General features: G+C 70.2%; 13 protein-coding genes. 1 reads left to right on the plus strand and 12 read right to left on the minus strand.

The annotated features are described in order from the left end of the window. Nucleotides 1–275: 275 nt before the first annotated feature. The gene (locus ACFYOS_RS26040) at nucleotides 276–1,022 is read right to left on the minus strand and encodes an aminoglycoside phosphotransferase family protein (protein WP_387146790.1); all 747 of its coding nucleotides are present in this window, start codon (nucleotides 1,020–1,022) and stop codon (nucleotides 276–278) included. A gap of 414 nt (nucleotides 1,023–1,436) precedes the next feature. On the opposite strand from ACFYOS_RS26040, the gene ACFYOS_RS26045 reads away from it, so the two are divergent. Further along, complete coding sequence (locus tag ACFYOS_RS26045; RefSeq protein WP_387146793.1) at nucleotides 1,437–2,111, plus strand: hypothetical protein; 675 nt, start codon at nucleotides 1,437–1,439, stop codon at nucleotides 2,109–2,111. Between the two features lie 270 nt (nucleotides 2,112–2,381). On the opposite strand, the gene ACFYOS_RS26050 is transcribed toward ACFYOS_RS26045, so the two are convergent. From ACFYOS_RS26050 to ACFYOS_RS26100, 11 genes are all read right to left on the minus strand, one after another. Continuing rightward, nucleotides 2,382–2,954, minus strand: a complete 573-nt coding sequence (locus tag ACFYOS_RS26050) for a GNAT family N-acetyltransferase (RefSeq protein WP_387146796.1) — start codon at nucleotides 2,952–2,954, stop codon at nucleotides 2,382–2,384. 151 nt (nucleotides 2,955–3,105) lie between these two features. Continuing rightward, on the minus strand, nucleotides 3,106–3,303 hold the full coding sequence (locus ACFYOS_RS26055) for a hypothetical protein (protein WP_387146799.1): 198 nt from the start codon (nucleotides 3,301–3,303) through the stop codon (nucleotides 3,106–3,108). 285 nt (nucleotides 3,304–3,588) lie between these two features. Further along, on the minus strand, nucleotides 3,589–4,350 hold the full coding sequence (locus ACFYOS_RS26060) for an SHOCT domain-containing protein (RefSeq protein ID WP_387146802.1): 762 nt from the start codon (nucleotides 4,348–4,350) through the stop codon (nucleotides 3,589–3,591). Nucleotides 4,351–4,612: 262 nt separating this feature from the next. Next, a complete protein-coding gene (locus ACFYOS_RS26065; RefSeq protein ID WP_387146805.1) occupies nucleotides 4,613–5,650 on the minus strand; it encodes a DUF1062 domain-containing protein in 1,038 nt (345 codons plus the stop codon). A gap of 78 nt (nucleotides 5,651–5,728) precedes the next feature. Next, nucleotides 5,729–6,937 carry a glycerate kinase gene (locus ACFYOS_RS26070; RefSeq protein WP_387146808.1) on the minus strand — a complete coding sequence of 403 codons (1,209 nt, stop codon included), beginning with the start codon at nucleotides 6,935–6,937 and terminating at the stop codon, nucleotides 5,729–5,731. Continuing rightward, the gene (locus ACFYOS_RS26075) at nucleotides 6,937–7,776 is read right to left on the minus strand and encodes a sugar phosphate isomerase/epimerase family protein (protein ID WP_387146811.1); all 840 of its coding nucleotides are present in this window, start codon (nucleotides 7,774–7,776) and stop codon (nucleotides 6,937–6,939) included. Before ACFYOS_RS26075 ends, ACFYOS_RS26070 begins: the two co-directional genes overlap by 1 nt. Continuing rightward, a complete protein-coding gene (locus tag ACFYOS_RS26080; RefSeq protein ID WP_387146814.1) occupies nucleotides 7,773–8,936 on the minus strand; it encodes a dihydrodipicolinate synthase family protein in 1,164 nt (387 codons plus the stop codon). The genes ACFYOS_RS26075 and ACFYOS_RS26080 overlap by 4 nt, the downstream gene beginning before the upstream one ends. Further along, complete coding sequence (locus ACFYOS_RS26085; RefSeq protein ID WP_387146817.1) at nucleotides 8,933–10,084, minus strand: Gfo/Idh/MocA family protein; 1,152 nt, start codon at nucleotides 10,082–10,084, stop codon at nucleotides 8,933–8,935. Before ACFYOS_RS26085 ends, ACFYOS_RS26080 begins: the two co-directional genes overlap by 4 nt. A 26-nt stretch (nucleotides 10,085–10,110) precedes the next feature. Then, nucleotides 10,111–10,932 (minus strand): ABC transporter ATP-binding protein, encoded by an 822-nt coding sequence (locus ACFYOS_RS26090; protein WP_387146820.1) that lies wholly within the window; start codon nucleotides 10,930–10,932, stop codon nucleotides 10,111–10,113. Nucleotides 10,933–10,939: 7 nt separating this feature from the next. After that, the gene (locus ACFYOS_RS26095; protein WP_387146823.1) at nucleotides 10,940–11,959 is read right to left on the minus strand and encodes an ABC transporter substrate-binding protein; all 1,020 of its coding nucleotides are present in this window, start codon (nucleotides 11,957–11,959) and stop codon (nucleotides 10,940–10,942) included. A 16-nt stretch (nucleotides 11,960–11,975) separates the two neighbouring features. Next, entirely contained in the window at nucleotides 11,976–12,854 is an 879-nt protein-coding gene (locus ACFYOS_RS26100) for an ABC transporter permease (RefSeq protein WP_387146826.1), read from the minus strand. Between the last annotated feature and the right edge of the window lie 89 nt (nucleotides 12,855–12,943).

Here is a 12,943-nt window from a genome sequence, read left to right on the forward strand (position 1 = left end):
CTCGCCGATCCCCGTAACCAATGATCACCCACCCAGTGGAGCGACAGCCACGCCCATCGCGGCGAGTGTGCCCGCTCATCGGCAGATCCGGTCGTTTCGGACGCGCTGTCAGCGGCATGCACCCAATCGTCGAGCGCGCTGGTAGCCGACTGAAGGAAGCACCGCCCAGGATCTTCGAGGACCGTGACCGCGTCGGTCTGGAAGACGACGCGCTTCAGGAGGTGGCCCGCTCGATGCGGCAGTACGGCACTCGTGGGCGTCGGGCTCGTGGAGCCTCACATCCGGGATCTCAGCACGTCGACCTCGCAGCCTGGCGAGAACGGGTCGAAGCCGTGCTCGACCAGCCAGCGGATGACCACCAAGCTCCGCCAGGACCACCACGCGCGGATCACGTCGAGGTCGACGTCGGTGCCGTAGCCGGCGACCACGGCGTCAAGGTGCTCCTCGTGTCCCAGCGTCATGATGGCGAGATCGAACAGGGCGTCGCCCCGGGCCGCCTCGGACCAGTCGATCACGCCCGTGATCTGGTCACCGTCGACGAACACGTGGTCGACCTGCAGGTCGCCGTGCGTGAATACCGGTGTCCACGGTCGGAGCGCGGCCTCGGCAACCCGGCGGTTGCGCGTGACCAGGTCGGTGGGAAGGACGACGTTCGTGACGAGCCACTCGCATTCGCCGTCGAGGCGCATTGCGATCTCGTCGAGGCTCCGACCGGGCCATGGCGGCAGCGGCGCGTCGTGCAGCATCCGTGCGGCGGCACCCGCCGCGGCCCATGCCGCCGACGACGCGATCGACGGCTCGCCGAGGCGGCCGAGTGCCGTGCCTGGGAGGGCGGCGAGCGCGAGCACGGGCGGCTTCCGCCACAGGACCTCCGGAGTCGGGATCGGCGCCATAGCCATCGCCTCGACCTCGACGTCGGTGCGCGTCTGATCAGCGTCGATCTTCAGGAACACGTCACCGACGCGCAGGGTCGCGCGCTCGTTATGAGCAACGACGACCTTGACCTCCTCCACGTCGGCCATTGTCGCGGGGAATGACCACCGACGTCACCGGGTTTTGCCGCCTGCGACTGCGTGGCTGACCGCGTCCCGCTGCCCGGCGGCCTCGCGCACGCCACCGACCGCTGACGGGTCGAGCACTGCCTCGGTCCGCGGGGCCTCGGCACGTGGATCGTGAAGTCCAAGCGGCATGTCGTCGCGGTCGGTGGCCTCGGAGTACGACTCTGCATGCGTTGCGGCGCATAGGCATGGGACCTAGCCGACTCGCTCACATCGGCAGATCCGCACCGCGAGCCCCGAGCAGTCACGCAACCCTGCGTAGCGCGCGGATCGCGGCAGGTCCGTGCACCTGACCTTGATCAGCATGCGGCCAGCGGCACCAATCTGGCCGGCTATTGGTTGAGCGCTCGGTCTCGGCCGGGCCACTACAGTTGTCGCATGCAGCGCGACCACCTCGGTGACGTCCTGTTCCGTTCTCGTGACGGGGGAATGCTTCTCGCCCGGGATATCCGCGGACTCCTCCAAGAGCTGCCCGCCACCGCAGGGTGCACGTGGCGTCCTGACGAACGGCATCGCACCCTGGCCGCGGAACTCGACCGGCATGGCCTGTGGAGCCACCTGCCGCAGGAGCAACGGGCCTCGGCGCGACACGACGTTGCGACGGGCTGTCATCCACTCGACTTCGATCTGCTGTACGGGCACATCGAGTTCTTCGCCGACGGTGAGACCCTGGCCGAGGGCGGGGTCGAACGGTTCCTGTCGGAGATCGGGCCCGGGCTTTCCCGCCTCGGACTGTTGCTCGACGTGGTGACGGTGCAGAGTCCGTACCGAAGTGGGCAGAACGACGACTACGTTATCAATGTCAACGGTGTCCGGTGCGCCGTCTGGACGACCGAGGAATGGGGTGACGACGGTGACCTGTGGGCGAAGGCGACCGTGCGCCCGTTGGCCGTCGTCAACCGCCTTCTCGCCGCCACCACCCCGGTGCGGGCCCACACGTTGTACACCGGCGGCAACGAAGCACTGCTCCTCCTCATCCAACCGGGCGTTCCCGCGGCGATGCGGATGAGCGGTCTCTTTCCCGAGCGGGAGATCCCGGCCCTGGCGCAGTAGCCGGGCCAGCCCGGCATACCGGACTCCGACGCTCCACACGGACGCACAAGCTCTTCCGGCCGGCGCGTGATTACAGCGCGCGGTCTGATGCCCGGCAAGAGCGCGAAGTCGGAGTGATGGTCGGCGACCGATCGGGGCATACGGATGGTGACGGGGTTTCCGACGGCCGACGCGCACCGGCGGCGGCATGAGAGTGCACTGTGCTGGCCCCATCAACTCAGCGGAACGAAGCGCCCGGAGGCCGGGCGCCGTCTCGCGAGCGAGGAGGACTCAGCGGGCGGGAACCGGCTCGGGCGACGGCCGCCACTCCCGCCTGATCAGCCCGTACACCCACGAGTCCGAGACCTCGCCGTTCACGACGCAGTCTTCTCGCAACGTCCCTTCACGCACGAATCCGAGCTTCTCCAGGACGCGGGCAGATGCCGCGTTGCGCGTATCGGTCTCGGCCTGGACTCGATTCAGGTCCAGCGTGTCGAATGCCCACTGCAGCAAGGCGCGCGCGGCCTCCGTCGCGTAGCCGTGGCCCCATGCTGCATCGTCGAGGCAGTAGCCCAGCGACGCGCTGCGGTAGTCCGGGTTCCACCGGGTCAGACTGCACCAGCCGATGAACGCCCCGTCGGAAACGCGGTCCACGGCCAGCCGCGTCCCGGTGCCTTCCTCTGCCATCTGCCGACAAGCCGTTATGAACCGTTCGGCGCGCACACGTTCGGTCCAGGGCGGCGCGTCCCAGTAGCGCAGCACGTAGGCGCTGCTGTGCAGCGCGAAGAGGGCGTTCGCGTCCGCGTCGTTGAAGGGACGCAGTCGCAGGCGAGCGGTGTGCAGCGTGGGGGTGGGCAGGGACATGAGTGCCATGTTGCCTCTCTCAGTGGGCGGACAGAAAGACGTGCCGCCCATCGGCACGTCCGGATGGAGGCACCCGCGATCCGGTTACCGTCCGTGACGAGCGTTTCGCGGCAGATGCGGATAGCTGACCTTGGCGAGCGACAGTCCCGGACTAACGGCACATCCAAGCGGCGTGCCGGGCGCGACGATGCCGCGTTACACGGTCACCACCGCGGTCCACGCACAACTCGTTGGTCTCGTGATCGATCCAATAGGTCTGCCCGGCAACGATGAAGGTCGGCTCTTGCAGGTAGAGCCAGTGATCCACCACGTTGACGAGCATCAGCCGGTCAGCAGCCACACGGTTCACCACGGCACCTCGTCGAGCAGACATCGCACTGCGCGTGCCTGGTGATCATATGCCAGCCGACGCTTCCGCGGTTTCGCGCTCATCGGCAGAGCCGCGACCTCGGCGCCCGACCGCCCGTGACGCGCTGTGACGACCGGTCGGCGGCATGACCGGGTGGCCGCAGCGCACGCTATCTGCGGCGTGTGCGGACGTTACCGCGCGGTGGCTGATGGCGGGAGGTAGGAGTGTGACCCTGCGGCCGCGCAGCTGCGCCGGGCGGCTACCAGCATGTCTGACGTGCTGCGATCAGGGGTCACCGAGCAGTTGCTGGCGAGCCGCAGCGAACTCCTCGTCGGTCAACTCGCCGCGTTGATGCTGCCGGACCAACACCGACAGTTGGGAGATCTGGTCGTCCGTCGGACGGGCTGCCCCAGCGACCGGCGCTGGCGCCGAGCCGCCCAGGTAATGAGTAGCTGGCGGCGGTGCCAGCTGTCTGACCGGACGGAAGAAGCGGTTGGCTGAGGGTCGCGCGAGCAGCACGACGACGACGATCAAGGCGAGCATCGCGAAGAGGGCAAAGCCGCCGCTGAGGTATCGATAGGCCGGCGGGTACGCGGCCGGTAACCGCTGGACGAACGTGTGAGTTCCGGAGTCGTCACGGCTGAAGGCGGACACGTAGGCGATTCCGCTGAAAGCGGGCGTACCAGCTTGGCCCAGCCCGCAGGAGCTGCAGATCAGGGACAGACCGATCGCGATCCAGGCGATGATGCGGCCCGCGAAGTGCCCCGCACGCACCGAGGCCGCGATACCCAGTAGGACCAGTGCTGCCACGGCGGTGATCAACGCCGCGACGTAGGGCAATGCCGAGGCCACTGGCTTGAGGGCGTCAAAGGCACGTGGGTCGACCTCGGAGGCGTTCAGTGCCTCGCGCACACCGTCCGGGTATGCAGCTGCCCCGGCGGCGACCGCCACCGCGTCTGCGAGATACCCGACGGCCACGACGGTCATCAGAGTCGCCGCAATCGTTACCGACCGCGGCCGTCCACCGATCTCCACCCGATCCACCATCGGCACTCCCCTCACAAGGGTTGCCGGTGACGCTAGCAGCGGCCGTCAATGGGACGCGATCGGTCGAACGCCTGGACCACACTCTCATCGGCCAAATGCGGATGCTCGGCGCGGACGGCGCAGGTTTCGGCCCGTGACAGAGCGTCACTCTGGCGGCGTTGATGAGGTGAATTCCGACTACTCGATCAACGGAGCCTGCCAGTCAGTCTCAACCCCCGATCCGTGGCCCGACCCGTCAGGGTCGACGATGGAGTCCGGGCGTTCACCTTCGTCGCTGGTATCGGGCCGGCCCTGACCTTCGTTCGTGCCCGGTCATGAGCGACTGCGCGCGGACCGCCGCGTGATGCAGTCCGGGGCAAGGCCACCTTGCCTCTCGCCCCGGCTCAGGCCCACGGCGGCGGCTCATGGCAGGACGAACGAGAAGTCCCTGTGAGTTCTGCGGTTCAGCGGAATGCCGATCTTTACGCGGCGAGCGATCTCCCAGGGGCTGATGTCCAGCCCCTGGGCGATGAGCCGTTCGGGGCGAAGGGGGCACGGGGTCGTCGAAGATGACCGAAATCTGGATGGGCCAGGGGCTTTCGGGAGGGGACGGGGGGAGCAGTTCCCAGCATGAGTCCCACTGCAGGGCGAACCGGTTGCGCCGGGCGATCAGCGAGTCGAGAAGGACGCGGGCGATGACAGAGGAGTTGCCGGAGTAGGCCTCCAGAAGGGTCGGATCCAGGTACCGGACCGGGACGCGATCGTGAAGGGTGATTTTGCTGGTGCGGTTGCAGGAAACGCAGGCGACCAGGAGCCAGATGTCGAGGGGTTTGCCGTTGGCATTGACGCGGAACTTCCCGTCGCCGGTGCTGGCGAGGCCGGAATGGCAGTGGACGCAGCGGAACGCGAGCAGCGGAAGGCGCGTGCGCCGAACGGTCCAGGACAGCCCGATATGAGGACGCGTAGACATGATCTCTCCGAAGACCTGACGGAAGGCATGGGAAAAGAGCCGACGGCGACGTCGGCGACCGATGCACGGGAAAGGTGTCAGTTCTAAAGAGCAGGCGTCGTCACGCGGGGTGAAGTCCTCTCGTGAGTGGGTCGGAGAAGAAGATCCAGTTACAAGGTAGGGCGGGGCGGGCTGGCGAGGCCACCCATTTTGTCCTGGTGCCGAGCACTGAGGGGCGGGGTCGGCGAGCTGGGCGTCGACCACGCGCCGATCGCCCCCGCGGCCCCTTTCTGCCGTATTCCGACCGCCCCAACCCGACGTGCAGGCGCATGGGACAGAGGCCCTGCAATAGCGCCGCACGGGCACTCTCATCGGCGAGCTGATGGCTGACGTGGCGGCGCAGCGTCGTCGCGGTGCCCATGCCCGTCCGCGTCGCGATCTGCTCGACGCTCAGGTCCGACGTCTCCGGCAGTTCCTGTGCCCGCCGTACCCGCTGGGTCGGTCGACCTGTCCATGACGGGTGGGGGAAGGGCGGCCGACGGAAGCACGCGCCTGACGGCCGATCGACCCGACGCCCAGCCGGCCCGCCAGCACGCCACCGGCCTCGACCAGCCAGCGCGCCGGCTCGTTCAGCGCTGCCTCGACCGAGCCGGCGAGTCTCGCCAGGGACACCGTCGCCGACACCGACCCGGGAACCGGCCCGCCGACCTGCCCGGCGGCCACCCCCACGCGTACGGCGGCGGACGCGGCCGCCTCCAGCAGCGAGCCGACCACCTTGCCGGTCAGTGACGTCTCGTCGAACCGTCCCTCCCCGGTGAGCAGCACGTCCGCGCCGGCGAGCGCGTCGGCCAGCCCGACCAGTTCGGCGATCGTCGTCGCACCCGGCACGATCCGAGCCCCCCACAGCGTGGCCAGCCCGTACGCGGTGCCGCCCGCCGCGCCGGCGCCCGGCTCGTCGGGGTTGCCGCCGGCCAGCTCGGCGAGTCGGCGTAACGCCGTGTCCAGCAGCGTCACATCTGCCGGTTCCGCGCCCTTCTGCGGCCCGTATACGGCGGCGGCACCGGCCGGGCCGGTCAGCGGTGCGGTCACGTCGACCAGTAACTGCACGCCGCCGGACGGTGCGGGCTGCAGGTTGGTGGTGTCGACGTGGGCCAGGTCGGCGAGCGCGGCGCCGCCGAGCGGCAGGTCCCGACCCTGGCGGTCGCGCAGCCGCAGGCCGAGGGCGCGCAGCGCGCCGGTGCCGCCGTCGGTGGACGCCGAGCCGCCGAGGCCGATGACGAGGCGGGTGGCGCCGGCGTCGAGGGCGGCCCGGGCGACCGCGCCGAGCCCGTACGTCTGGGCGCCGAGTGGGTCGGGGGCGCGCATCAGCGGCAGGCCGCTGGACTGTGCGAGTTCCAGCACGGCCGCCCCGTCGGGCAGCAGCAGCCAGGCGGCGGGCACCGGGCGGCCGTCGGGCCCGGGCACGGTCACCGTACGGTGCTCGGCGTCGGGCAGGGCGGCGGCGAAGGCGTCGACCGTGCCTTCGCCGCCGTCGGCCAGGGGGAGCAGCCGTACGTCGTCGCCGGGCCGGTGGGCGAGCCAGCCGCGGGCCAGGGCCCGGGCGGCGTCGTCGGCGGTGACGCTGCCCTTGAACGAGTCCGGTGCGACGACGACGCGCATCAGTCGGCCAGGACGAGCCGGAGGCAGCGGTCCTTCATGGTCGCGAGGACCTCGTCGGGGTCGGTCGCCCACACCTCGGCGTTGAAGATCTCCACTTCGGTATCGCCGGTGTAGCCGGCCTCCTCGACGGCCCGCCGGAACGGCGGGAAGTCGATGTGGCCGTCGCCCATCATGCCCCGGCCGAGCAGCACGTCGGCCGGAAGCGGGGTGAGGAAGTCGCAGACCTGGAAGCTGGCGATGCGGTCGCCCGCCCGGGCGATCTGCCGCCACACGTCCGGGTCCCACCAGATGTGGAAGGTGTCGACCACGACGCCCACCTGCTCGACCGGGAACGGTTCGGCGAGGTCGATCGCCTGCCCCAGGGTGGACAGCACCGCCCGGTCCGCGCAGTACATCGGGTGCAGCGGCTCCAGGGCCAGCCGGACGCCGCGCTCGCCGGCGTACGGGGCGAGTTCGGCGAGCGCCTCGGCCACCCGCTGCCGGGCGCCACGCAGGTCGCGGGAGCCGGGCGGCAGACCGCCGACCACCATGACCAGGCAGTCCGTGCCGAGGCCGGCCGCCTCGTCGATGGCCCGCCGGTTGTCCTCCAACGCGGCCCGGCCGGCTTCGCCGTCGGCGGTGAGGAATCCGCCGCGGCACAGTGACGACACCCGCAGCCCCGCGTCGGCGACGAGCTTCGCGGCAGCGGGCACCCCGATCTCGGCCACCGGCTCCCGCCACAGCCCGATCGCCGGGATGCCGGCCCGGACACAGCCCTCGACGGCCTCGCGGACCGACCAGGACTTCGTGGTCTGCTGGTTGAGCGACAGCCGGGCCAGGCGTGGGTCGACGGCGGTCACGCGGTCACCCCGGCGACCGACAGGTACTGACGCATCCGCTCGACGGCCAGGTCGGGGTCGAGCAGCAGGCCGGCAGCGTCGGCGAGGCGGAACGTGTCCACCAGGTGCGGAACACTGCGCCCGCTGTGCAGGCCGCCGACCATGGTGAACCCGGGCTGGAAGCCGTTGAGCCAGGACAGGAACGCGATGCCGGTCTTGTAGTACTGCGTCGGCCGGGCGAAGATGTGCCTGGACAGCAGCACGGTGGGGCCCAGGATCTCCCGGAAGCCCGCGGTGTCGCCGGCGTCGAGGCGTTGCAGGGCCGCCGACGCGGCGGGGGCGATGGCCGCGAACGCGCCGAGCAGGGCGTGGCTGAACTGCCGGCCGTCGCCGGCGATCAGCTGCGGGTAGTGGTAGTCGTCGCCGGTGTAGACCTTGACGGTGGCCGGCAGCAGCTCGCGCAGCCGGACCTCCCGCTCGGCGTCGAGCAGCGACACCTTGACCCCGTCGATCACGTCGGCGTGGGCCTGCACCAGCGCCACGAAGGTCTTGGTCGCCGCGTCCAGGTCGGTCGAGCCCCAGTAGCCGGCGAGGGCCGGGTCGAACATGTCGCCGAGCCAGTGCAGCACGACCGGCGCGGTCGTCTCGCGGAGCACCTGCTCGTAGACGCTCAGGTAGTCGTCCGGGCCGGTGGCCAGCGCGGCGAGCTGCCGGCTGGCCATGACGACGGCGGTGGCGCCGCAGTCCTGGACGAAGGCGACCTGCTCGGCGTACGCGGTGACGACCTCGTCCAGCGTGTCGGGCACGCCGGTCAGCTGGTCGGTGGCCGCGCCGGCCACGATCCGCCCGCCGCAGGCAGCCGCCTCGGCGGCGCTGCGCCGGATCAGCTCCTGGGTGGCGGCCCAGTCCAGCCCCATCCCGCGCTGGGCGGTGTCCATCGCTTCGGCGACCCCCAGCCCCCAGGCCCAGAGGTTGCGCCGTACGCCGAGGGTGGCGTCCCAGTCCAGCCGGGCGGGCTGGCCGGGGGCGTTGTCGGCGTACGGGTCGGCGACCACGTGCGCCGCCGCGTACGCGATCCGGCTGGTCGGCGGCGCGGCGGGCCGCTGCCAGCCGGCCGGCTCCCGCAGCGTGAGCATTTCGCTGCCGCCGCCCGCGGCGGGCAGGGTGATCCGGGCGGTCACAGGCTGATCTCCTCGATCTCGACCCGCCGTCCCTCCCGGGCCGAGCGCAGACCCGCCTCGGCGAGCTGCACGCCGCGGGCGCCGGCCAGGAAGTCCCAGGGGAACGGCTCGTCGTCGACCACGTGGCGCAGGAACGCCTCCCACTGGACCTTGAACCCGTTGTCGAAGTCCTCGTTGTCGGGCACCCGCTGCCACTGGGCGCGGAAGTCCTCGGTGGCCGGCAGGTCCGGGTTCCACACCGGCATGGGGGTGGTGCTGCGGTGCTGGATGCGGCACTCGCGCAGCCCGGCCACGGCGCTGCCGTGGGTGCCGTCGACCTGGAACTCGACCAGTTCGTCGCGGTACACCCGCACCGCCCAGGAGGAGTTGATCTGCGCGGTGAGGCCGCCGGCCAGCTCGAAGATGCCGTAGGCGGCGTCGTCGGCGGTGGCCCGGTAGGTCTGGCCGTTCTCGTCCACCCGCTCGGGGATGTGGGTGGCGATGTGTGCGGTCACCGCGGTCACCGGGGCGAAGATCTGCTCCAGCACGTAGTGCCAGTGCGGGAACATGTCCACCACGATGCCGCCGCCGTCCTCGGTGCGGTAGTTCCAGCTCGGCCGCTGGGCGTCCTGCCAGTCACCCTCGAACACCCAGTAGCCGAACTCCCCGCGCACCGACAGGATCTGGCCGAAGAACCCCCCGTCGACCAGCCGCTTGAGCTTGCGCAGGCCCGGCAGGAACAGCTTGTCCTGCACCACGCCGTTCTTGACGCCCTTGGCCGCGGCGAGCCGGGCCAGCTCCAGCGAACCGGTCAGCCCCTCCGCGAGGGGCTTCTCGGTGTAGACGTGCTTGCCGGCTTCGATCGCCGCCCGGATCGCCTTCTCCCGCTGCGCGGTGACCTGCGCGTCGAAGTAGATCTGGTGCGAGTCCTTGGCGAGCGCGGCGTCCAGGTCCGTCGTGTACGACGTCAGCCCGTGCCGGGCGGCGATCTCGGCGAGCTTGGCCTCGTTGCGGCCCACCAGGGTCAGCTCCGGCCAGATGCGGCTGCCGTCGCGGGCGGGCAGTCCGCCCTGCTCGCGGATGGCGAGCAGGGACCGGACGAGGTGCTGGCGGTACCCCATCCGTCCGGTCACGCCGTTGAGGATGATCCCGATAGACGTGCGCTCCACGTGTGTTTCCTTCCCAGGTCCGGTGGTTATTCGGCGGTCGTCGTCGCACCCAGCAGGTCGCGGATGCGTCCCGTGGCGCGCGCGAATCCCGGCTCCGACATCGTCTGGCCGTAGTCACGCTCGACGGGGAGGCCGACGTCGATGACCTCGGCGACGGTGCCGGGTCGAGGGGTCATGACGATCACCCGGTTGGCCAGGTAGACCGCCTCGGCGATGGAGTGGGTGACGAGCAGGACGGTGGTGCCGGTCTCCCGCCAGATTCGCCGCAGCTCGACGTTCATCTGCTCCCGGGTGAGGGCATCGAGGGCCCCGAACGGCTCGTCCATGAGCAGGACCGGGGGGCGGTGCAGCAACGCGCGGCACAGGGCCACGCGCTGCTGCATCCCGCCGGACAGCTCGTTCGGGTACGCGTCCTCGAAGCCGGTCAGGCCGGTCATCGCGATCAGCTCGTCGACGCGCTGGCGCGCCTGCGCCTTCGGCATGTGCCGCATCTCGGCCTGGAGCAGGATGTTGCGCCGGGCCGTACGCCACTCCAGCAGCGCGGCGCGCTGGAAGACGTACCCGATGTCGCGCCGCGGCCCCCGCACCTCCTCGCCGTGCAGGCGGACCTGGCCCGACGAGGGCCGCAGCAGGCCGGACACCAGCTTGAGCAGCGTCGACTTGCCGCAGCCGGAGGCACCGACGATGGAGACGAACTCGCCCGGCTCGATCCGCAGCGAGACGTCGCGCAGCGCGGTGACGTCCTTCTTCTTGGTACGGAAGCGGACCGCGACCTGGTCGATGTCGACCGCGGCGCCGGTCGCCGTCGCGTCCGCGGAACGCTGCGTGGTGGTGTTGCCGACCGTCATCGGTCTCTCATCCCTTCGGCGCGAAGCTCGCGTCCCAGTAGGCCGACGGCGACTCCGCCTTGCCGATCACTCCGGCGTCGGCGAAGACGGTGATGGTCTTCTGCCAGTCGGACTCGTCGTTGATGCCGGGGGCCTGGCCCTTGGTGGCGTCGGTGTGCAGCAGCTGCAACGTGGCATTGAACTGGTCGGTCAGGACCTTCTCCGACGGCAGCTGCTGGGAGGCGCCCTGCATCGCCGTGACCGCGCCGGCCGGGTCCTTCTCGGCGGCGGACCAGGCCTCACTGGTGGCCGCGACCATCCGCTTCACCAGGTCCTGCTTGTTCTTGATGGTGTCGGTCGAGGCGAGCAGACCGTTGCTGTAGAAGGTCAGGCCGTGCTCGGCGAACTTGAGGTAGGAGACCTGCTTGCCGGCCTTCTCCTGCATCGTCGGGCCCTGGTCGGTGGCGAAACCGAGCAGCGCGTCGGTCTTGCCCGACATGACGGCGGCCATCTTGCCGGCCGGGTCGGTGTTCTGCAGGGTCACATCGGTCGGAGCCAGGCCGTTGGCCTTGAGGAAGGCCGGGAAGGTCTTGCTCAGCGCGTCGCCGGCGGTGGAGGCGATGGTCTTGCCCTTGAGGTCGGCGGGGGAGCTGATGTTCTTGTCGCTGAAGAACTGCACCGACGACGGGGTGGTCTGCAGGAATACGCCGACGCTCTTGACGTCCATGCCCTGGCCCACCGCCGACAGCAGGGCGGGGGTGTCGGCCCAGCCGAAGTCGGTCTGCCCGGCGGCGGTCGCCTGCACGGTCTTCTGCGAACCCTGACCGGCCTGGATGGTCAGGTCGATGCCGTGCTTGGCGAAGATGTCCTGCTTCTTGCCGAAGTAGAACGGCGCGTGCTCACCGTACGGGTACCAGTTGAGGGTGAGGGTGACCTTGTCCAGGCCCTGAGCGTTCTTGGCCTGTTCATCCGAGGACGAGCCGCAGGCGGTGGCGGCCAGAAGAAGGAACGCCGGCATGAGCGCGGCGGCGAGGTTACGCAACTTCATGCGAGGGATCTCCTATTCAGAGCGACGTCGTAGCGGCGTCGGCACGGCGGCTGGCGTGCCAGGGAAGGACGAAGTACTCGAGCAGTTCCACGACCACGAACAGGACGACGCCGAGCAGCGACATGATGAGCAGCCCGGCGAACAGCGTCGGGGTGTCGAGGTTGCCGTTGGCCTGCAGGATCACGTAGCCGAGGCCCTCGTTGGCGCCGACGAACTCGCCCACCACGGCGCCGGTGACGGCCATCGTGGCGGCGACCTTGAGGCCGGCGAACAGGTGCGGCAGGGCGCCGGGGAAGCGGATCTTCCGGAATGTCTGGGCCGGGCCCGCGCCCATGGTCGCCGACAGTTGCAGCATCTCCGGGTCGATGGACTTCAGGCCGGTGACCGTGGAGATGACGATCGGGAAGAAGGCCATCAGGACCGCGACGACGACCTTCGGCGTGAGCCCGAAGCCGAGCCACACGATGAACAGCGGAGCGATGGCGATCTTCGGGATGACCTGGGCGAACAGCAGCAGCGGGTAGAGGCTCTTCTCGACCGTCGGGGAGTAGACCATGACGACGGCGGAGACGACCCCGACCAGGATCGCGATCGCGAAGCCCAGGATGGTCTCGTAGCTGGTGATCCAGGTGTGGTGGGCGAAGTAGCCGGTCTGGGCGAGGACGACGTCCAGCGTCGTCCCCGGTGAGGGAACCAGATACGGCTTGACCAGGTTCGCCGCGGTCACCGCCCACCAGATGACGAAGATGGCCGCGAGGACCGCCGCCGGGCGCCAGGTGCCCTGGACGAACCGGAGCAGGCTGGCACCTGCGCTGGCCGGGCGGCGGGCGGCCGGCGCGGTGGTTCCGGCGGGAGCCGTGGGCTCCCGTTGCTCGATGGTGCTCTGCGCGGCCATGACCCTCCGTTCTCCTTGGCTGGCCGGCGGTTCCGGGTGCTCAGCCGCTGGGTAGGCGTGTGCCGTCGGGCAGGGCCGTGCAGGCCCCG

It is taken from the genome of Micromonospora sp. NPDC005806, assembly GCF_042871425.1.
Lineage (GTDB): Bacteria > Actinomycetota > Actinomycetes > Mycobacteriales > Micromonosporaceae > Micromonospora.